Source organism: Pseudomonas sp. Irchel s3f7 (assembly GCF_900187615.1).
Classification (GTDB): Bacteria; Pseudomonadota; Gammaproteobacteria; order Pseudomonadales; family Pseudomonadaceae; genus Aquipseudomonas.
In genome coordinates, this window is sequence record NZ_FYDO01000021.1 from 109,214 (window position 1) to 130,241 (window position 21,028).

General features: G+C 56.0%; 22 protein-coding genes. 12 read left to right on the forward strand and 10 right to left on the reverse strand.

What is annotated here, in order from left to right; genetic code table 11:
• Positions 1 to 7: 7 nt before the first annotated feature.
• The 4 genes from CKW19_RS19010 to CKW19_RS19020 all read left to right on the forward strand — a co-directional run bounded on the left by CKW19_RS19010 (position 8) and on the right by CKW19_RS19020 (position 4,813).
• Positions 8 to 850 (forward strand): hypothetical protein, encoded by an 843-nt coding sequence (locus CKW19_RS19010; RefSeq protein ID WP_095059361.1) that lies wholly within the window; start codon positions 8 to 10, stop codon positions 848 to 850.
• Positions 851 to 936: 86 nt separating this feature from the next.
• Positions 937 to 2,226, forward strand: a complete 1,290-nt coding sequence (locus CKW19_RS19015) for a M18 family aminopeptidase (RefSeq protein ID WP_095059319.1) — start codon at positions 937 to 939, stop codon at positions 2,224 to 2,226.
• 184 nt (positions 2,227 to 2,410) lie between these two features.
• The gene (locus tag CKW19_RS28875; protein WP_177408830.1) at positions 2,411 to 2,578 is read left to right on the forward strand and encodes a hypothetical protein; all 168 of its coding nucleotides are present in this window, start codon (positions 2,411 to 2,413) and stop codon (positions 2,576 to 2,578) included.
• A gap of 78 nt (positions 2,579 to 2,656) precedes the next feature.
• Positions 2,657 to 4,813, forward strand: coding sequence for a mechanosensitive ion channel family protein (locus tag CKW19_RS19020; RefSeq protein WP_095059321.1), 2,157 nt, complete (start codon positions 2,657 to 2,659; stop codon positions 4,811 to 4,813).
• Between the two features lie 40 nt (positions 4,814 to 4,853).
• Here the strand turns inward: CKW19_RS19020 and CKW19_RS19025 are convergent, their stop codons facing one another.
• A complete protein-coding gene (locus CKW19_RS19025; protein WP_095059324.1) occupies positions 4,854 to 5,567 on the reverse strand; it encodes a UTRA domain-containing protein in 714 nt (237 codons plus the stop codon).
• 352 nt (positions 5,568 to 5,919) lie between these two features.
• Between CKW19_RS19025 and CKW19_RS19030 the strand changes: the two genes are divergently transcribed.
• The 6 genes from CKW19_RS19030 (at position 5,920) to CKW19_RS19055 (ending at position 11,229) form a co-directional block, all read left to right on the forward strand.
• Entirely contained in the window at positions 5,920 to 6,984 is a 1,065-nt protein-coding gene (locus CKW19_RS19030) for an ABC transporter substrate-binding protein (protein ID WP_095059326.1), read from the forward strand.
• Between the two features lie 135 nt (positions 6,985 to 7,119).
• Complete coding sequence (locus CKW19_RS19035; RefSeq protein ID WP_095059328.1) at positions 7,120 to 7,926, forward strand: alkaline phosphatase family protein; 807 nt, start codon at positions 7,120 to 7,122, stop codon at positions 7,924 to 7,926.
• A 5-nt stretch (positions 7,927 to 7,931) separates the two neighbouring features.
• Entirely contained in the window at positions 7,932 to 8,768 is an 837-nt protein-coding gene (locus tag CKW19_RS19040; protein ID WP_371856308.1) for an ABC transporter permease, read from the forward strand.
• Positions 8,755 to 9,555: an ABC transporter permease gene (locus CKW19_RS19045; RefSeq protein WP_095059332.1), complete on the forward strand. Its 801-nt coding sequence runs from the start codon at positions 8,755 to 8,757 to the stop codon at positions 9,553 to 9,555. The genes CKW19_RS19040 and CKW19_RS19045 overlap by 14 nt, the downstream gene beginning before the upstream one ends.
• Entirely contained in the window at positions 9,552 to 10,541 is a 990-nt protein-coding gene (locus CKW19_RS19050; RefSeq protein WP_095059334.1) for an ABC transporter ATP-binding protein, read from the forward strand. The genes CKW19_RS19045 and CKW19_RS19050 overlap by 4 nt, the downstream gene beginning before the upstream one ends.
• A 34-nt stretch (positions 10,542 to 10,575) precedes the next feature.
• A complete protein-coding gene (locus CKW19_RS19055; RefSeq protein WP_095059336.1) occupies positions 10,576 to 11,229 on the forward strand; it encodes an HAD family phosphatase in 654 nt (217 codons plus the stop codon).
• 111 nt (positions 11,230 to 11,340) lie between these two features.
• On the opposite strand, the gene CKW19_RS19060 is transcribed toward CKW19_RS19055, so the two are convergent.
• Positions 11,341 to 12,303 carry a zinc-binding dehydrogenase gene (locus tag CKW19_RS19060; protein WP_095059338.1) on the reverse strand — a complete coding sequence of 321 codons (963 nt, stop codon included), beginning with the start codon at positions 12,301 to 12,303 and terminating at the stop codon, positions 11,341 to 11,343.
• Between the two features lie 138 nt (positions 12,304 to 12,441).
• Here CKW19_RS19060 and CKW19_RS19065 point away from each other — a divergent pair, with 138 nt between their 5' ends.
• Both CKW19_RS19065 and CKW19_RS19070 read left to right on the forward strand, forming a co-directional pair.
• Positions 12,442 to 14,523 (forward strand): carboxy terminal-processing peptidase, encoded by a 2,082-nt coding sequence (locus CKW19_RS19065; protein ID WP_177408836.1) that lies wholly within the window; start codon positions 12,442 to 12,444, stop codon positions 14,521 to 14,523.
• A gap of 128 nt (positions 14,524 to 14,651) precedes the next feature.
• On the forward strand, positions 14,652 to 16,442 hold the full coding sequence (locus tag CKW19_RS19070; RefSeq protein WP_095059341.1) for a bifunctional diguanylate cyclase/phosphodiesterase: 1,791 nt from the start codon (positions 14,652 to 14,654) through the stop codon (positions 16,440 to 16,442).
• Positions 16,443 to 16,804: 362 nt separating this feature from the next.
• Here the strand turns inward: CKW19_RS19070 and CKW19_RS19075 are convergent, their stop codons facing one another.
• The 8 genes from CKW19_RS19075 to CKW19_RS19110 all read right to left on the reverse strand — a co-directional run.
• Positions 16,805 to 17,140, reverse strand: a complete 336-nt coding sequence (locus tag CKW19_RS19075; RefSeq protein WP_143498465.1) for a hypothetical protein — start codon at positions 17,138 to 17,140, stop codon at positions 16,805 to 16,807.
• Positions 17,141 to 17,304: 164 nt separating this feature from the next.
• Positions 17,305 to 17,577 carry a hypothetical protein gene (locus CKW19_RS19080; protein WP_095059345.1) on the reverse strand — a complete coding sequence of 91 codons (273 nt, stop codon included), beginning with the start codon at positions 17,575 to 17,577 and terminating at the stop codon, positions 17,305 to 17,307.
• A gap of 320 nt (positions 17,578 to 17,897) precedes the next feature.
• Positions 17,898 to 18,200 (reverse strand): hypothetical protein, encoded by a 303-nt coding sequence (locus tag CKW19_RS19085; RefSeq protein ID WP_371856351.1) that lies wholly within the window; start codon positions 18,198 to 18,200, stop codon positions 17,898 to 17,900.
• A gap of 44 nt (positions 18,201 to 18,244) precedes the next feature.
• Positions 18,245 to 18,694, reverse strand: a complete 450-nt coding sequence (locus tag CKW19_RS19090) for a hypothetical protein (RefSeq protein WP_177408833.1) — start codon at positions 18,692 to 18,694, stop codon at positions 18,245 to 18,247.
• Positions 18,695 to 19,130: 436 nt separating this feature from the next.
• Entirely contained in the window at positions 19,131 to 19,511 is a 381-nt protein-coding gene (locus CKW19_RS29575) for an Imm50 family immunity protein (RefSeq protein WP_095059349.1), read from the reverse strand.
• A 16-nt stretch (positions 19,512 to 19,527) separates the two neighbouring features.
• Entirely contained in the window at positions 19,528 to 19,734 is a 207-nt protein-coding gene (locus CKW19_RS29580) for an HNH/endonuclease VII fold putative polymorphic toxin (protein WP_095059351.1), read from the reverse strand.
• A 126-nt stretch (positions 19,735 to 19,860) separates the two neighbouring features.
• Positions 19,861 to 20,211, reverse strand: a complete 351-nt coding sequence (locus tag CKW19_RS19105) for a hypothetical protein (protein ID WP_256580356.1) — start codon at positions 20,209 to 20,211, stop codon at positions 19,861 to 19,863.
• A gap of 16 nt (positions 20,212 to 20,227) precedes the next feature.
• Positions 20,228 to 21,028 (reverse strand): RHS repeat domain-containing protein (locus tag CKW19_RS19110; protein ID WP_177408834.1); only part of this gene is annotated, 801 nt, incomplete at its 5' end.

The following is a 21,028-nucleotide window of genomic DNA, read 5'->3' on the forward strand; positions in this document are numbered from 1 at the left end:
CGCCCCCGTGCTCAGCAGTAAAGCGCTCCAATGCGACTACCCCGTGACCTTTGTTTTCGGCAGCACGACCCTTCACCTGAGTGAACAGCTGAGCATCGAAGCACGTCAGGCCCTCGAACAACTCATCAAAAAACGACGCGCCCAAAAACTCACTCGTGCAAGCGCACCATTGGTTTCGGGCAAAACGCCATTGTTTGCAAAGGTCCAGCCGCTGGACACATTCAAGGCCAAACTCCGGGTAAGCCTGGGTAAACCGCAGCGCAATGGGCGATTCGACTGGCCGCTGGAGGAGCTGATCAATACCCATGAAGCGCAGCGTCGAGGCATACAAATGCCACCGCTGCAAGGCTATGGGTACACCAGAAACCGACTGGGATTGACCCAGGAATACTTCATTCTCACGCACCTGCTCGATGGTTATGTGGATGGCGTGCAGTGGCTAAAACGCAACCCGGGCGACGTTGAAACCTTCATTCAGAACGCCTTCGAGCTGTTGCAGTCCCTGTCCCGAAAGAACATCACGCACATGGATTTCTGGGCTGGCAACATCATGATCGGCGAAATGCCGCAGCAACCACTAAAAGCCATCGACTTTGAAAACTGCTTCGCCGACCAAACCCATCATTTCAGCGAAACACTCGGCTTCCAGCTCGGTTTCTTCTATCGCCGGGACATCTACAAACTCATCACCGAAGCGAACTACGATCGCCTTGTAGACGAGCACATCCGACAGTTTCCGGACCTATCGCGGCAGAAATTCGACGAGGTCTACCACGCGAGCAAGCATGAACATATTGGCCGCAAACAACGTCGCGAAATATTCCTTAATGGCAATCTGATCATCGGCTGACAGAGGCTCCCGGGTATTGCGAAAGCACTTGCCCAATGCGCGGGGCCAATGCGTTAAACTGGCGCCATTGCTGTCTGGAGCTGCTTATGCGCGAAGAGTTGAACCAAGGCCTGATCGATTTCCTCAAGGCCTCCCCTACCCCATTCCATGCCACCGCCAGCCTGGTTCAGCGTCTCGAAGCGGCGGGCTATCAACGCCTCGACGAACGCGAACCGTGGAACACCGAAACCAACGGTCGCTACTACGTCACCCGTAACGACTCTTCAATTGTCGCGATCAAGATGGGCCGTCACTCGCCGCTGCACGGCGGCATTCGCCTGGTCGGCGCCCACACCGACAGTCCCTGCCTGCGGGTCAAGCCACAGCCGGAACTGCAACGTCAGGGTTTCTGGCAACTGGGCGTCGAAGTGTATGGCGGTGCGCTGTTGGCCCCGTGGTTCGACCGTGACCTGTCCCTGGCGGGCCGCGTGACCTTCCGCCGTGACGGCAAGGTCGAGAGCCAGTTGATCGATTTCAAGGCCCCCATCGCGATCATTCCGAACCTGGCCATTCACCTCAATCGTGAAGCCAACATGGGTTGGCCGATCAATGCCCAGACCGAGCTGCCACCGATCCTCGCGCAATTTGCCGGTGACGAGCGCGTGGACTTCCGCGCCGTGCTCACGGATCAACTTGCCCGCGAACACGGTTTGAACGCCGACGTGGTGCTCGATTACGAGCTGAGTTTCTACGACACCCATAGCGCCGCGGTCATTGGCTTGCACGGTGACTTCATCGCCGGTGCGCGCCTCGACAACCTGTTGTCCTGCTACGCCGGCCTGCAAGCGCTGCTCACGGCAGATACCGACGAAACCTGCGTGCTGGTTTGCAACGATCACGAAGAAGTCGGCTCGTGCTCGGCCTGCGGTGCCGACGGCCCGATGCTCGAACAAACCCTGCGTCGCCTGTTGCCTGAAGGTGACGAATTCGTACGCACCATTCAGAAATCCCTGCTGGTCTCGGCCGACAACGCCCACGGTGTGCACCCTAATTACGCCGACAAGCACGACGCCAACCACGGCCCGAAACTCAACGCCGGCCCGGTGATCAAGGTCAACAGTAACCAGCGCTACGCCACCAACAGCGAAACCGCCGGTTTCTTCCGCCATCTGTGCATGGCTGAAGAAGTGCCGGTGCAGAGCTTCGTGGTGCGCAGCGACATGGGTTGCGGCTCGACCATCGGCCCAATCACTGCCAGCCACCTGGGCGTACGCACCGTGGATATCGGCTTGCCGACGTTTGCGATGCACTCGATCCGTGAACTGTGCGGCAGCCATGACCTGGCTCACCTGGTCAAAGTGCTGAGCGCGTTCTACGCCTGCCGAGAGTTGCCGTAACCATACCCTGTAGGAGCGAGCGAGCTCGCGATGGACGTGAACGATGACGGGGGTTGCCTGAATAATCGCGGCGCCCTTGAGTTCATCGCGAGCAAGCTTGCTCCTACAGTAGCAACCGGCGGCCCTTCCAAAAGCCACCTAGACTTTCAAATATACCTTCGACAAGGCTGTTTTCATGATCTCGATGTCTACGTTCCAAGCCATGCTGATCCCGATTCTTGCCGGGATGCTCATGCTGGCCATCGGCTTCAACTTTCGCGACAAAAATATCGGCGTGTTCACCATGTGGATCGGCATGCTGACGATTTTGGCCACGGTCATCTTCAAGATCCTCGCCAAACTCAACGAATAAATCCTCCCACCCGGCTCGCATTGGTTTAGACGGGCTCGTACACTCGGTCGATCCGCTCCTTGCGAGGTTGACCGCCTAGTGTTCGCTCGTCTTTTCGCCCTGCCATGCTCCTTCCTGATCTGCCTGATGATGCTGCTGCCGATGGCGCCTGCCAACGCGGTCGGTTTGCCGGGCCTGCTCAGCAGCCAGACCAAAGCCCAGCCCGAAGCACAGGAACCGCTGGGGCAATCCCTGGACGAAGTGATCAAATCACTGGAGAACGATGAGCAACGGGCCAAGTTGCTGGCGGACCTTAAAAAACTCCGGGACGCCACCAAAAAAGCCCAGCCTGTCACCGAAGAAGGCGTACTGGGTTTGATTGGTGGAACCCTGGCCAGTCTCGAAAAGAAACTGTCGGGTGACGACAGCCCGCTCACTCGCTGGTCCAGCGAACTTGATCAAGCCCAGGAGGAACTGGCCGCGCTGGCACTCCCGGCCAATGAATGGCTGCCGATGATCTTCGCCTTTGCCATGATCCTGATGGTCTGGAGCCTGCTGGCCGCCGCATTGATCTGGCTCAGCCATCGCGTACGCATGCGCTTCGGCCTCACCGAAGAACTGCCGCAGCACCCCAAGGCACTGGACATGCTGCGCTTTGCGTTGCGCAAGCTTGGGCCATGGCTGATCGCGTTAGTCATCACCGTTTACATGAGTTACGCCCTGCCCTCGTCCCTGGGTAAAAGCCTGGCGATGGTGTTGGCGTATGCGCTGGTGGTCGGCACCTGTTTCTCGGCGATCTGCGTGATTGCCTTTTCCCTGCTCGATGGTCCGCACCGCCACCGCGCCTTGTACATCTTGCGTCACCAGGCCTTCCGGCCGCTGTGGCTGATCGGCAGTTTCGCTGCATTTGGCGAGGCCCTGAGCGATCCGCAATTGATCAACAGCCTCGGCAGTCATCTGGCCCACACCGCCGCAACCGTCGCCAACGTTCTGGCGGCGTTGTCCACGGGATTGTTCATCTTGCGTTTCCGGCGCCCCATCGCTCATTTGATCCGCAATCAGCCGTTGTCACGACGCCTGACCCGCCGCGCACTCAATGACACGCTCTCGATTCTGGGGACCTTCTGGTACGTACCAGCGCTGGTGCTGGTCGGCATTTCGCTGTTTGCCACGTTTATCTCGGCCGGCGACACCAGCACCGCACTGCGTCAGTCGCTGATCTGCACCGTGCTGCTGGTGTTGTGCATGGTCATCAACGGACTCGTCCGCCGTCATGGCCTCAAACCGCAGCGCAGTATCAAACGCCATGCGTTTTATTCCGAACGCCTGAAAAACTTTTTCTACACCATCGCCCACTTGCTGGTCTGGCTGGCTTTCATCGAACTCGGCCTGCGGGTCTGGGGGCTGTCGTTGATCCGCTTCACTGAAGGCGACGGCCATGAGGTCAGCATCAAGTTGTTCAGCCTTGCCGGAACACTGCTGTTTGCCTGGCTGATCTGGATTCTCAGCGACACCGCCGTGCATCACGCCCTTACCCGCTCGCGCAAAGGCCTGGCCAATGCCCGCGCCCAGACGATGATGCCGCTGATCCGCAATGTGCTGTTCGTGGCAATTTTCATCGTCGCGCTGATCGTCGCCCTGGCGAACATGGGCATGAACGTCACCCCACTGCTGGCCGGTGCCGGTGTGATCGGCCTGGCCATCGGTTTTGGTGCGCAGTCGCTGGTGGCTGACCTGATCACCGGGCTGTTCATCATCATCGAAGACTCCCTGGCCATCGACGATTACGTGGATGTCGGCGGCCATCTCGGCACGGTCGAGGGCCTGACCATCCGCACCGTGCGCCTGCGGGACATCGACGGCATCGTCCACACCATTCCGTTCAGCGAAATCAAGAGCATCAAGAACTACTCCCGGGAATTCGGCTACGCGATTTTCCGCGTCGCAGTGCCGGCCAACATGGACATCGACAACGCGATCAAGCTGATGCGCGACGTCGGCCAGAAAATGCGCACCGATCCGCTGCAACGACGCAACATCTGGTCGCCACTGGAGTTTCAGGGGGTGGAAAGTTTCGAGTCCGGCAACGCGATTCTTCGTGCAAGGTTCAAGACCGCGCCGATCAAGCAATGGGAAGTGTCGCGGGCGTTCAACCTGTCACTCAAGCGTCATCTGGATGAGGCCGGACTGGACTTGGCGACACCGCGAATGAGTATTCAGGTGATCACTGCCGGTGGCGGCTCGCAGAGCGAGTAACTCTGTAGGAGCTGGCTTGCCAGCTCCTACAAAAGCCGCGTCAGACCACATCGACGCCGACATGAATCGCATCATGCCGCCAGAACTCCAGGTCGCAGTCGATCAAGCGTTCATGCTGGTCATAGTTGACCCGGGCAATCTGTAATCCCGGGCTACCGACCGATACTTTCAATGCCGCCGCCGCGTCCACCGACAACGCCGTCGGCACAATTTCAAACCGCACCCGGCCGTAATGCAGATCGTAGTGCCGCGCATACAGTTCGGTAATCGACTGATTCAAGTCGAAATCGAGAATCCCCGGAAAGTACTGCGGATTGAGGTAGTGCTCCACATACAGCACCAGTCTGCCGTCAATTCGCCGTGAACGGCAGATCTGGATCACGCTCGACAGCGCCGGCAATTGCAGCCAGGCACAGACTGCCGCCGACGCTGGCTGCAAGCGTGCCGAAATCACCTCCGTAGACGGCTCCCGCCCTTGCGCACTGACCATCGCGTGAAAGTGGCTGCGTTGCATCAGGTTGTACGCCAGGCGCGGTGGCGACACGAACCAGCCGCGGCGCTCTTCGCGATAAATCTGCCCTTGCGATTCCAACTGCAACAACGCTTCGCGCACGGTAATGCGCGTGGTGCCGAACAACTCACTGAGTTTGCGCTCAGCCGGCAACTTGCTGCCGGGCGTCAGCAAACCATGGACGAGCTGTTCCTGAAGCACCTGGCCGATGGCTGTCACCGCTTTTGTTGCCTCATCGCGCATCAACGTTACCTTCCTGGACTAGACCAGCACTGTTTCGGGGCAGAACCGCACTGCAAACGGGTTCAATCAATAGCGTGCAAGCGTAGGCAGTGCAGATGACCGATAGATGACAAAGCCGCTGAACGGTCGCGTTAACGGTCTGCAAGACATCGGCCAAGTCCCTTGTACTCCGGGGCCTTGGCCATGGTCTACGCTTACCTGGCCCCCAGTGATACCGGACGTCAAAGACGCCTGCCGGGTGAAGAGCGACATCAAAGTGTCATCCAGCCCCCTTAGATTGGCTCAGGTATTGCTGACCTAGACCAACACAAACCGCAATCACAGCGTTGAACACGACCCAAGGAGCTTCGGAATGAAAAAGCTTTTCCTGGCATCACTGTTAGGCTCGACCATCGCAATGTGCACCGCCGCCATGGCGGCAGATGACCTCAAAACCCTGGAAGCCGCTGCGAAAGCGGAAGGCGCCGTCAACAGCATCGGCATGCCTGACAACTGGGCCAACTGGGCCGGAACCTGGAAAGACCTGAGCGACAAGTACGGCCTCAAGCACATCGACACCGACATGAGCTCGGCCCAGGAAATCGCCAAGTTCGCCGCCGAAAAAGACAACGCCAGCGCCGACATCGGTGACGTGGGTGCAGCGTTTGGCCCGATCGCGGTCAAGCAAGGCGTGGTCCAGCCCTACAAGCCTTCGACATGGGATCAGATTCCGGCCTGGGCCAAGGACAAGGACGGTAACTGGGCACTGGCCTATACCGGCAGCATCGCGTTCATCATCAACAAGAAGTTGCTGCACGGTTCCGAAGCGCCGACCAAATGGGCCGATATCAAGACCGGCAAATACAAAGTATCCATCGGTGACGTGAGCACCTCCGCACAAGCGGCCAACGGTGTTCTGGCCGCGGCGCTGGCCAACGGCGGTGACGAGAAGAATGTCCAGCCCGCCCTGCTGATGTTCGCTGACATCGCCAAGCAAGGTCGCCTGTCGATGGCCAACCCGACCATCGCCACCATGGAAAAAGGCGAAATCGAAGTCGGCGTGGTCTGGGACTTCAACGGCTTGAGCTACAAGGCCAAGATGGCCAATCCTGATGACTATATGGTGCTGATCCCGTCCGATGGTTCGGTCATTTCCGGCTACACCACCATCATCAACAAATACGCAAAAAACCCGAACGCCGCCAAGCTGACCCGCGAATACATCTTCAGCGACGCCGGCCAGATCAACCTGGCCAAAGGCAATGCCCGTCCGATTCGGGCCGACCACGTCACGCTGCCGGACGAAGTGAAGTCCAAGCTGCTGCCGAACGAGCAGTACAAAAACGTGACGCCGATCAAAGACGCAGACGCATGGGAAAAGACCTCCAAGGCCCTTCCTCAGAAGTGGCAGGAAGAAGTCATTATCAACATGCAGTAATGCTGCATCTGTAGGAGCCGGCTTGCTGGCGATCCAGACACTGCGGTCTGTTTGATCACCGCGGCGATGCATTCGCCAGCAAGCCGGCTCCTACAGGCTTGACGATTTTTCACGTTTTGCGGAGTCCCATTCCCCATGAAGCACAACGTCATCCTTGTCGTGCTCGACGGCCTCAACTACGAGGTCGCCCGCCACGCCATGGGACACCTGCAGGCCTACGTCGGCGCAGGACGCGCAGCGCTCTACAAACTGCAATGCGAACTGCCGGCCCTGTCGCGACCGCTGTACGAATGCATCCTCACCGGCGTCACGCCGATCGACAGCGGCATCGTCCACAACCAGGTCTCGCGTCTGTCCAATCAGCGCAGCATCTATCACTACGCCACCGAGGCCGGTCTGACGACTGCGGCGGCGGCCTATCACTGGGTCAGCGAGCTGTATAACCGGTCGCCCTTCGTGGCCGCTCGCGATCGTCACACCGACGACCCGACACTGCCGATCCAGCACGGGCATTTCTACTGGAACGATCACTACCCGGATTCCCACCTGTTCGCCGACGCCGAAAACCTGCGCCTGCGCCATGTACCGAACTTCTTGCTGATCCACCCGATGAACATCGACGACGCCGGGCACAAGCACGGTCTCGACACCCCGCAGTACCGCAACAGTGCCCGTTCGGCCGACATTATCCTGGCTGACTACCTGCAAGGCTGGCTTGACGCCGGTTATCAGGTCTTGGTGACCGCCGACCACGGCATGAACAACGACCGGTCACACAACGGCTTGCTCCCGGAGGAACGTGAAGTGCCGCTGTTCGTCCTCGGTGACGCCTTCAGTTTCGATGCCGGGGCTGCTCCGAAACAGACCGACATCTGCGGCACCGTCTGCGAGTTGCTGGGCGTGCCCCACGACAAACCGGCCTGCCGGGAGCTGTTGAAGTGAGTCCCATGATCCGCAGCAAATGGTTGGCAGCCCTGTGCCTGGTACCTTTCGCACTGTTCTTCATCGTGTTCGAAATTGCCCCGTTGATCTGGGTGATGATCAACAGCCTGCAATCGGAAGAGTTCGGCTGGGGCCTGGGCAACTTCACCAAGATCTTCAGCTCGAAGTTTTACCTGCAAGCGATCCAGTACAGCCTTGAGATCAGTTTCTGGTCCAGCGTGTTCGGCATCATCATTGCCGTACTCGGCGCGTATTCCCTGCGCCGGGTCGATTCGAAGCTGCGCAACTTCGTCAACGCCTTCGCCAACATGACCAGCAACTTCGCCGGCGTGCCCCTGGCTTTCGCGTTCATCATTCTGCTCGGCTTCAACGGCAGCTTCACCATCATGCTCAAACAGGCCGGGATCATTCAGGATTTCAACCTGTATTCGAAAACCGGGCTGATCATTCTCTACACCTACTTCCAGATCCCCCTCGGTGTGCTGTTGCTCTATCCAGCCTTCGATGCCCTGCGTGAAGACTGGCGCGAATCCGCCGCGCTGCTCGGTGCCAGCGGCTGGCAGTTCTGGCGGCACATCGGGTTGCCGGTGCTGACCCCGGCGTTGCTCGGCACCTTCGTGATCCTGCTGGCCAACGCCCTCGGCGCCTACGCCACGGTGTACGCCCTGACCACCGGCAACTTCAACGTGCTGCCGATCCGTATCGCGGCGATGGTCTCGGGTGATATTTCCCTGGATCCGAACCTGGCCAGCGCCCTGGCGGTGGTACTGGTGGCGTTGATGACCCTGGTGACCATCGTGCATCAACTGTTGTTGAAGAGGAGCTACAATGTCTCGCGCTGAACTGGGGCCTGTCGGCGTCTACCACCGCGTCGTGGTGTATGTACTGTTTGCGATCCTGCTGTTGCCACTGCTCGGGACGTTGATCTACTCGATCTCCAGCAGTTGGTCGGCGACCGTCCTGCCCAGCGGTTTCACCTTCAAGTGGTACATCCAGCTGTGGAGCGATCCGCGTTTTCTAAATGCCTTCGGGCAGTCGTTGCTGGTCTGCGTCGGCTCGCTGGTGCTGTCGGTGGTGCTGATTTTGCCGCTGCTGTTCGTGGTGCATTACCACTTCCCGAAACTCGACGCGCTGATGAACATCCTCATTCTGCTGCCCTTCGCCGTGCCGCCGGTGGTGTCGTCGGTGGGGCTGTTGCAGCTCTATGGTTCAGGGCCGTTCGCCATGGTCGGAACGCCGTGGATCCTGATCGGTTGCTACTTCACCGTAGCGCTGCCGTTCATGTACCGGGCGATCACCAACAACCTGCAAGCGATCAACCTGCGTGACCTGATGGACGCCGCCCAATTGCTCGGTGCCAGCACCTTTCAAGCGGCTTTCCTGGTGGTGTTGCCGAATTTGCGCAAGGGCCTGATGGTCGCGTTGCTGCTGTCGTTCTCGTTCCTGTTCGGTGAATTCGTGTTCGCCAACATCCTCGTCGGCACCCGCTACGAAACCCTGCAGGTCTACCTCAACAACATGCGCAACAGCAGCGGTCATTTCACCAGTGCGCTGGTGATTTCCTACTTCTTCTTTGTGCTGGTTCTGACCTGGATCGCCAATATCTTGAACAGGGACAAAAGCGAATGAGCTATGTCAGCGTCCAACATCTTCAGAAAAGCTTCGCGGGCACCACGGTGTTCAGCGACATCAATTGCGAAATCCAGAAAGGCGAGTTCGTCACCCTGCTCGGCCCGTCCGGCTGCGGTAAATCCACCCTGCTGCGCTGTATCGCCGGCCTGACGTCGGTAGATGGCGGCAAGATCCTGCTCGATGGCGTCGATCTCGTGCCCGTGAGCCCGCAGAAACGCGGGATCGGCATGGTCTTCCAGAGCTATGCGCTGTTTCCCAACATGACGGTGGAACAGAACGTCGCGTTCGGCCTGCGCATGCAAAAGGTCAATGCCGATGACAGCCAGAAACGCGTCGCCGAAGTGCTGAAGCTGGTGGAGCTCAATGACTTTGCCGCGCGCTACCCGCATCAGCTCTCGGGCGGTCAGTGCCAGCGCGTCGCCCTCGCCCGCTCCCTGGTGACCCGGCCACGCCTGTTACTGCTGGATGAGCCGCTGTCGGCCCTGGACGCGCGGATTCGCAAGCACCTGCGCGAACAGATCCGTCAGATTCAGCGCGAACTGGGCCTGACCACGATTTTCGTCACACACGATCAGGAAGAAGCCCTGACCATGTCTGACCGGATTTTCCTGATGAATCAGGGAAAAATCGTACAAAGCGGTGACGCCGAAACCCTCTACACCGCCCCCGTGGATGTGTTCGCCGCCGGCTTCATCGGCAACTACAACCTGCTGGATGCCGACAGTGCCTCGAAACTGTTGCAGCGACCGATCAGCAAGCGCATCGCCATTCGCCCGGAGGCCATCGAGTTGAGCCTCAACGGCGAACTGGACGCGCAAGTGCGAAGCCACAGCTTGCTGGGCAACGTGATTCGCTACCGGGTCGAAGCCCGGGGCGTGGAACTGGTCGTGGATGTGCTGAACCGCTCGGCGGCCGACCTGCATCCCGATGGTCAGCGGCTGGCGCTTTCCATCGATCCGACCGCCCTGTGTGAGGTAGCCTGATGACTTTGCTGACGCTGAAGAGAGAACCGCACTGATGGCCCTGGCAATTTTTGATCTGGACGAAACCCTGATCCACGGCGACTGCGCCTCACTGTGGAGCGAGCAAATGGTCCGCCTCGGCTGGGTCGATGGCGAATCGTTCCTGCGTCGCGACAAGGAATTGATGGATGCCTACGGCAGGGGCCATCTGGCCATGGAGGACTACATGGCCTTCAGCCTGGAACCGTTGATTGGTCGTACGCCTGAGGAGGTCGCGCACTTGGTGGGTCCGTGGGTGGAGGACTACATCGAGCCGATCATTTTCAGCGACGCGACCAAAACCATCGCCGCGCACCGCAAGGCTGGCGACCGGATTTTGGTGATCTCCGCTTCGGGTACCCACCTGGTCGGCCCCATCGCCGAGCGCCTGGGCATCGACGAGATTCTCGGCATCGAACTGGAAGTGGCTCATGGCGTTTACAGCGGCCATACCGTTGGCACCCTGACCTACCGCGAAGGCAAGATCACCCGCTTGCTGGCGTGGCTGGATGCAGAAGAGGAAAACCTCGAAGGCGCGAGTTTCTATTCCGACTCACGCAATGATCTGCCGCTGTTGCTGAAGGTGGATTACCCGCACGTGGTCAACCCGGATCCGGTGTTGCTTGAGCACGCCGAAAAAGCTGGCTGGCCGATCCATCACTGGAAGTAACCTGAACCCTGTAGGAGCTGGCTTGCCAGCGAATGCGGTGTGTCATTCAACGATCCATTGACTGACACGACGCCTTCGCGGGCAAGCCGCGCTCCTACAGGTCCGGTGTTGTCAGCTCAGGCTTTCATCAATCACCAACACCACTTTCCCCGCCACGTTGTTACTCGCCAGCTCGGCAAACGCGGCCTCTGCATCCTTGATCGAAAAAGTCTTGGCCAACTGCGGACTCAATCGCCCTTCGGCAAACAGCGGCCAGACATGCTGGCTCAAATCACTGAACAGATCTGCCTTGAACTGATCATCACGACTGCGCAGGGTTGAGCCCAGCAACTGCACACGTTTGGCCAGCACCTGGGCCAGATCGAGTTTGGCCTCACGCCCGCCCATCAATCCAATCAGCACCCAACGCCCGTCCTGGGCCAGCAGCTTGAGGTTCAACGCCGCGTAATTACCACCCACCGGGTCGAGAATCACATCGAAGGGGCCCAGATCCCTCAGGCTCTCCAGGTCGCCGTTACGCACCACACCGCCCTGCGCCCCCAGCGCTTCGCAATACGCCAGACGCTCAGCGGACCCGACGCTGACCCAGCACGGGTTACCAAACGCCTTGCACAGCTGAATGGCAGCTGAACCGATTCCACTTGCCCCGGCATGCAGGAGAACTTTCTGACCCGGTTTGAGCGCAGCCAATTGAAACAAATTCAGCCAGACTGTTGCATAAACCTCGGGCAATGCGGCGGCCTCAACTAACGACAGCCCATCGGGAACCGGCAGTACATGCCGTCCGTCGACAACCACCTCTTCGGCCATCCCGCCCCCGGCCAGCAAGGCACAAACCCGATCGCCCACCTTCCACGAGGAGCCTGGGCCGACTTCACTGATCACACCGGAACACTCTAGGCCGAGCACTTGGCTAGCCCCTGGCGGCGGCGGATATAGGCCCGCTTTCTGCAACAAATCGGCGCGATTGAGACCCGCTGCCGACACTCGGATGCGAACTTGCCCTACATCGCACGTAGGACTCGGCTCTTCAACCCACACCACTTGACCGTCAACGCCTTGCAATGCTTTCACAGTGCCTCCATAGTGAGTCTGGACTGAGCCCGAAGCTGTAGCGCCGGGCTTTTTGCATTATGCGACCGGCTCCCAAAGAACCGGCGACTTCAAAGACGGCCTAATATGCGTTATCAATTGTCCCCGCGTCGAATCAGCATGAAGCATTTGTTCCCCAGCACCGCACTCGCCCTATTCATTGGCATCGGCTTGCTGCCGTTGTCGAGCAATACATTCGCAGCCAATAGCTGGGACAAGCTTCAACCCGATCGTGACGAAGTGATCGCCAGCCTGAACGTCGTGGAGTTGCTCAAGCGCCACCACTACAGCAAGCCGCCACTCGATGATGCGCGCTCGGTGATCATCTACGACAGCTACCTCAAGCTGCTGGATCCGTCGCGCAGCTACTTCATGGCCAGCGACATTGCCGAATTCGATAAGTGGAAGACGCAGTTCGACGACTTCCTCAAAAGTGGCGACCTCAACGCCGGCTTCACCATCTACAAGCGCTATCTGGACCGCGTCAAAGCGCGTCTGGACTTCGCCCTTGCCGAGCTGAACAAAGGCGTCGACAAGATCGACTTCACCGCCAAGGAAACCTTGCTGATCGACCGCAAGGACGCTTCGTGGCTCAAGTCCACCGCAGAACTCGATGACCTGTGGCGCAAACGCGTCAAGGACGAAGTCCTGCGCATGAAGATCGCCGGCAAAGACTCCAAGCAGATCCAGGAAACCCTGACCAAGCGCTACAAGAATCAGTTGGCGCGCCTGGACCAGACCCGCGCGGAAGACATCTTCCAGGCGTACATCAACACCTTCGCCATGTCCTACGACCCGCACACCAACTATCTGTCGCCGGATAACGCGGAAAACTTCGACATCAACATGAGCCTGTCCCTGGAGGGCATCGGCGCCGTGTTGCAGAGCGATAACGACCAGGTGAAAGTCGTGCGCCTGGTGCCGGCAGGTCCGGCCGACAAGACCAAGCAGGTTGCACCGGCCGACAAGATCATCGGCGTTGCCCAGGGCAACAAAGAGATGGTCGATGTGGTCGGCTGGCGTCTGGACGAAGTGGTCAAGCTGATCCGTGGCCCGAAAGGCACCGTGGTCCGTCTGGAAGTCATCCCGGCCAGCAATGCGCCGAACGACCAGACGTCCAAGATCGTGCCGATCACCCGCGAAGCGGTGAAGCTTGAAGACCAGGCTGTGAAGAAGTCGGTGCTGAACCTGAAACAGGACGGCAAGGACTACAAGCTCGGGGTCATCGAGATTCCGGCCTTCTACCTGGACTTCAAGGCCTTCCGCGCTGGCGATCCGGATTACAAGAGCACCACTCGCGACGTCAAGAAGCTGCTGACCGAGTTGCAGAAAGACAAAGTCGACGGCGTCGTCATCGACCTGCGCAACAACGGTGGCGGTTCCTTGCAAGAGGCCACCGAGCTGACGAGCCTGTTCATCGACAAAGGGCCGACCGTGCTCGTGCGTAACGCCGATGGCCGCGTCGACGTACTGGAAGATGAAAACCCGGGTGCGTTCTACAAAGGCCCGATGGCGTTGCTGGTCAACCGCTTGTCCGCATCGGCTTCGGAGATTTTCGCCGGCGCCATGCAGGACTATCACCGCGCTTTGATCATCGGCGGCCAGACCTTCGGCAAAGGCACCGTGCAGACCATTCAGCCGCTGAACCATGGCGAACTGAAGCTGACGCTGGCCAAGTTCTACCGGGTTTCCGGCCAGAGCACCCAGCATCAGGGCGTCCTGCCGGACATCGACTACCCGTCGATTATCGACACCAAGGAAATCGGTGAAAGTGCCCTGCCGGAAGCCATGCCGTGGGACACCATCCGCGCAGCCATCAAGCCAGCGGCCGATCCGTTCAAACCGTACCTTTTGCAGCTCAAATCCGAGCATGACGTACGTACAGCCAAGGACGCGGAGTTCGTGTTCATCCGCGACAAACTGGCACTGGCGCAGAAGCTGATGTCCGAGAAAACCGTCAGCCTCAATGAAGCCGAACGTCGTGCCCAGCACGCGGACATCGAAGCCAAGCAACTGGCCATGGAAAACATCCGTCGCAAGGCCAAGGGCGAAGAACCGCTCAAAGAGCTGAAGAAAGAAGACGAGGACGCTCTCGCGGCCGAGGATGACAAGACCAAGCCGGAAGATGATGCCTACCTGAGCGAAACCGGGCGGATTCTGTTGGACTACCTGAAACTCAATACGGCGGTGGCGAAACACTAATGGCAATTTAATGTTGACGCTCCCCGGAGCGTCATCAAATAGTCATCATTCTGTCGTGAAATACGGGACTGGGCGTGCTCTTGAAATCAAGGGTACGCCCAGTCCTTTTTTTGTCGCCAGAGATTGCCATGACTACCACCGAACAGCTGAGTGCCTTGAGCTCAATCCTGACTCACGGCGGATTGCACAGCCTGTTCCAACCGATCATCAGCCTCTCTGAACGCCGAATTCTCGGCTACGAAGCCCTCAGTCGCGGTCCGTCCAACAGCCCACTGCACTCCCCGCTCGCGTTGTTCGCCGTCGCCCGACAGGCCGGGCGCCTGAGCGAGCTGGAAATCGCCTGTCGCGAGAGCGCGTGCCGACGGTTCAATGAGCAGCAACTTCCGGGCAAGCTGTTCCTCAACGTATCCCCCGAATCCCTGCTCGAAGCGGCCCACCAACCGGGGCGAACCCTGCAGCTTCTGCAAGACTTCGGTATCCCGCCAAGCCAGGTCGTGATCGAGCTGACCGAACAGACACCGACCGACGATTTCCAGTTGCTGCAAACTGCGCTGCATCACTACCGGGCGATGGGATTTTCCATCGCCCTGGATGATCTGGGCGCGGGCTATTCGAGTCTGCGCTTGTGGTCCGAGTTGCGGCCGGACTATGTGAAAATCGATCGGCACTTCATCGACGGCATTCACCAGGACGCACTCAAACGGGAATTCGTCGGTTCGATCCTGCAAATCGCCAGGGCATCGCGGGCACAGGTGATTGCCGAGGGCATCGAATTGCCCGAAGAGCTCGCAGTGTTGACCGAGATGGGCGTGGATCTGGTTCAGGGGTATTTGCTCTGCCGGCCACAGGAACATCCGCCACGCGATGCCCGAGCCATGATGCCCCGACAAGACAGCTTCGCCGTTGCGCTGAACGACGAAGGCAGCGACCTCAGCGCCCTGCTGAACGATCAACCCGCCGTCGACCGCGACACCCCGACCGCCACCGTGCTCGAAGCCTTTCGCCGTCAATCCAACCTGAACTCGCTGGCGGTACTCGATGAGCTCGGCCAGCCGTGCGGCATCGTCCACCGCCATTCGCTCTCGGACGCCCTGCTCAAGCCCTTTGCCACCGACCTGTTCGCCCGCAAGCCGATCAGCCGCCTGATGAACGATGACTTTCTCGCCGTAGAGCTGAACCAGTCGCTGCAACAAGTCAGCCGCCTGATCACCAGCCGCGCCCGCCAGCGCATCGAAGAGGATTTCATCATCACCCTCAACGGTGGCTATCTGGGACTCGGCCGAGTGATTGATGTACTCAAATTGATTACCGAACTGAAAATCCAGCAGGCCCGCTACGCCAACCCGCTGACCCTCCTGCCGGGCAACGTGCCGATCCAGCAATGCCTGACGCGGCTGTTGCAACAGCAACGGGAATCAGTGATTTGCTACGTCGACATCGACAGCTTCAAACCCTTTAACGACATCTACGGCTACGGTCGCGGCGACGAAGTCCTGCTGTGCCTGGCGCAATGCCTGAACGACCGCATCGACCCGTCCCGGGACTTCGTCGGCCATATCGGCGGTGACGACTTCCTGCTCGTGCTCGGCCCGGAAGACTGGCGCAAACGCTTGAACCAACTGCTCGACGACTTCCAGAGCCAATGCCGGCGCTTCTACCGCAGCGAACATCTGGAAGCCGGTTGCTTCATCGCCCCGAACCGCCAGGGCCAGCGCCAGGAATTTGCGTTGCTATCGCTGTCGATCGGCGTGGTGCATTTGCATCCGCAGGCTTGTCAACGACTTGATGCGAGTCAGTTGGCGGAGTTGGCGTCACAGGCCAAGCATCATGCGAAAAATGTGCAGGGGTATAGCGTGCATGTGATGGATAGCTTGGCGGTGCCCGGACACGAAGCGACATTGCTGGCAGGCCATCGCTGACGGCGCCGACGCCATCGCGGGCAAGCCACGCTCCCACAGGCTCGGTTTTGATCACACATTCTGTGATCGACTCAAGACCTGTGGTGAGCGTGGCTTGCCCGCGATGAGGCCCGTTCAATTGACGTAAATACTTAAGAACCCGCAGACCCCACCTGCAACCTCTGCCCGATCACATTCAGCATGTCACAGCCGTCACGCAACGGAATGGCACAGATTCCACGCCCTGCCACTCAATTTGCAGTGACATGCAAAAGACTATCGATGAGGTCTGCTCTGCACCAGTTCATGGAAACCGCTACGTTTTGAAGGAGTTTTCCGAAGACCTTGCCCGGAAATTTCGTACATCCGTCAAAAGCCTCCGCTCATACACCAGTTGGAAACAAAACTAATTTCTCAACATATAAATCAACAACCATCGGAATAGCTCCAGCAAAGCCTATTATCTCGACAAAAAAAACTGATCCACCCACGTCAAAAACCATCATTCCTTCGGTATCGACTGAGACGATATTCCCCGTTAATTTTATAAATCCATCCACGATATCAATCGAGAAGCCATCATTTGATGCAGGTCTCGCACTCATCCCCCAAACAACGCTTTGCTCGATTTCTAGCTCAACATCGTGACTAGCGCCTATTGTTGGTGGTGCACCGCACCAAACGGCAGAAGCTTTGCCGAAATCGGTTGAAAGCATCACAAGGACCTCTTCGCCGATCCGAACAATATTATCTATCCTCACTTTCATTCTTTTTCGGCAGAAGAACGCGCACAGAAGTATTTTCTATACAATCACGCCACCTTTCTATTTTTACTCTACTTTTTCTCACATTCCTTAGAAGCTCTTTCGATTACATTTGCGCGCTAACCATTTCCCTTTTTAGCAAAGAAACTGTGGTCACTTCCGAAAAAAAATAGTAGATCACTCCAGTCATAATCCTTTACGACCCTAATTTGAGAACGGCCATCAAGATCGAATGAAGGATACCAACCAACATCAAGCAAAAATGATGAAGAGTACTCCACCTGCAACATATCCTCCTTCAGATCAAGGAGTTGAGCAGATAAATCCCCATCTAGCAATAAAGACAGACCGTCATGAGAAATCGTTCCATTAACGAACGATAGATCAATCATTTTTTTAGCCTCCTAAATTCGCTATCTGAAATCGGGTGTCCGTGGATCGTTCCAGTACTTAACTCAATTCGAATCCAGCGATTTAACTTTCCTTCACTCGCACCAATTTCATTTTTACATTCTTTGATTTTCGACGAAATCATAGACTTCAAGCTCCATACGGCGAGTTTCCTAGCGATCATAGACATTGAATACGCCAACGAACCACATCAAGTCCGGCTCGAAATTTTCATCTACAAATGAATCTCGCAACATCATTTCTTCTCAAGGCTAGAAAGCGAAACAACACTAAATAAAAGTCTCACTTTAAGAAAGATCAATCACCTTTCTTTTTGATAACGCTGCAAACACACCAGCAATACCTTCATAAATTTCACCTGATCCACAACTTCATCATCAAAGTAGGTAGTCATTCGCTCAAACACCCGATCAAAATCGTCATTTTTATTCAAAAAGTACGCAACCGTATTAATTAACGTTTCTCTACCCTTCTGTTCACAGGCAAAAAACTCTGGCTTCAGCAACAAATCGAACAAATCAGAGAGTTCTTTCTCATCATTCACATTCTTAGACGCAATTAGCGCCTCTCTCGCGTCATCGTCTGCATTTTCGATATCAAACACAAATAGCAGACCGCGTATACTTGCAATATTGTATATATCTCTCATCAAACAAAGTTCGCATATGCAGTTTTCATAGAGACCGGCACGTTTTGAAAGAGCCTTCCGAACATCTTACCCAGAAATATCAGACACCAATCAAAAATCACATTAACTCTTTCCACTGTAATCCTTACGTATTGTTCATTGAATTCTGGATAATCGTAGTGGATATCTTGATCGTCGAAATCAACAAACGAGCGAAAGAGGCCACCATCCAAATACCCGAAAAGAACACACGAAAACCCGCCACCAATCATTTCAACTGCCAGCTTTGTCTCTTCAGCAAGGATGACAAGAGTCTTGACCGGAAGCATCATTTCGAATTCGACTTCGTATTGCTTTCCTACCTCTATTTTTGATGGGCTGTAACTCAGAAAGCATTTGGCTACGACGTTTCCAATGAGCAAAACGACTTCCTCTTCGACGAACTCGTGAACCGACAGCAAAAGCGCCACATACTTCCTAACCATCTTATAATATTCACCGCACCCAGTTAAAAATCTATTAATTTTATTATGCGCAGTAATTCACTCCTAAATGAGCAGTGCAATTACGGCAGCCTTTTAAATGCCCCAATCATAGTTCTTAATTAACCTTATCTGAAAACCCCACCCACACCAGAGGAAGGATTCCCACTGACATCTAGCATGCACTGATGACAAATACGCAGCTTGCAACACATCCTCTTTCAAAATCAACACATACTAACAAACCGCCACTTCTCAATAAAGACAGTTCACCATAAAAAATTGCCCCAGTGATAAACGTCAAATCAATCATCTATCACCCCAAAGTCAACATATCAAACAATAGACCTCACAAGCCATATCAGCTTATTAACTGTAGGGTTTCGCAACAAACTACGCACCAACAACTAGAACACCTTAAATATCAAAAAACATGATCAGCAAAGTAAACAGATGGATCACCAAGCCTCAAGTAAGCGGCAGTAAAATCTATCGATGAATTTCCCGCCACTACCGATATTCGAAACCGAGAATCATACCGTTCAATGTTCACTTTCATCAGTGAAGTTGCCGGGAGGTTTTTCACATTTATTTCACTCACCTCATCGCACGCAAATCCAATACGGCAAGCATTATACTCTATTGACCTCCACTTTAGAGGGGGTTTGTCGGGTAATTCTTTTATATTAAATGACAAAGTCACCGTTGACCCAACATTATCCATGACCATTGAAACCAATTTTATTTCACCGACCTCAATCAACCCGCCAAACACCATATTAAAAAGTACTACCTTCGAAATCATTCCAGTATTTCACCACTTACCTCCCAAATGGGTAGTGCTCCTTTGTGCCCTTAACCTTGCCGTGTCTAACATCACCAACTGGCCGAACATTGAAGTGAGCCCCCTGATCACCCTCATTATTTTTCGCACAAAATTTATGGCCCGCAGTATGATCCTGCAATATAAGGACAAGCCCGTCACCTCGGGTGAAATTTATATTGCCTGGTTTTAATTGGCACGCCATGGCTATTCAAAATACTTTTACCGCTCATGTCCGTAAAATTGACATAGCCTACCTGTTTAGCCCTACCACTCATATCATCCCACAAGGAATCTCCCGAAGACCTTGCCCGGAAATTTCGTACATCCGTCAGAACGACACATCAATTCTATCCACCGCAATTTTTACGTACTGCTCATTTAGTTCTGGATACTCGAAGTGAATTTCTTGATCCTCGAAGTCAACAAACGAACGAAAAACACTACCGTCCAAGTAGCCAAATAGAACGCATGAAAATCCTTCACCGATCATTTCAAGTGTGTGCTTTTGCTTCTCCGCTGCGACAACAAAGCCCTCGTCCGGAAGCACCATTTCCAACTCGACTTCGTATTGCTTTCCCACTTCAATTTTTGATGGGCAGTAGTTCAGAAAACACTTTACCTCAACGTCTTCAATAAGGAGAACGACTTCTTCTTCGACGATTTCGTCAATCGAAACCACAAGCGCTACATACCTCCTAGTCATTTTTCGGCCTCACTACTTTATCGCGCACATCTCCATTCAATGTTCTCCAGGTCTCTTTCCCGCTTTTCGTATGCAACGTCGTAATCTCTTGGGTGCTATTAGTTCCAACAAATGCAAATTTCGACTCTCCCCTTCTATTATTTCCCATGAGCTGCAAATACCCGAATCGTACCTCCCCTTTGTACTGATATTCCACACGTGCGCCCTGATTTACTACGTCACGAGCTATCAACAAATACTCTTCTTTGCTCATAGCACTGAACTCAGCTCCGTGTTTTTTATAATGACCAATAAGTTTCTCTTCACTACCAAAATCTTGGGGACGGGCTTTTGGTTTCGGCTGCGCGCCCCCCCCTTCATCAACCTTAGCCCCACCCAGCTCATCCGGCACCGAACATCCCGGCTTACTCGCCCCCGGACAGTTCCCGCTCAACCCCAACGGATCCACCCACCCCGTCGGGTTCCGCGTGTACTGATACGAATTCAACCCACCCGCCAGCTTCAGCGGATCCGGCGTCAGATAACGCCCGATGTCCGGGTGGTAATACCGATGCCGGTTGTAATGCAGGCCGCTTTCCGCGTCGAAGTACTGCCCCTGAAAACGCAGCGGTTGTTCCAGTTGCTCGCCGCCGCCATGAGTCAGTTGGCTGACTTTGCCGTAGGCGCTGTACTGCGCCGACCAGACGATTTCGCCGCTGTAGGCGGTGAGTTCTTGCGGGGTGCCGAGGTGGTCGAGTTGGTAGTAGAACGGGCAGGCTTTTTTCGGGCCTTTGCCGTCGAGCAGGGCCAGCGG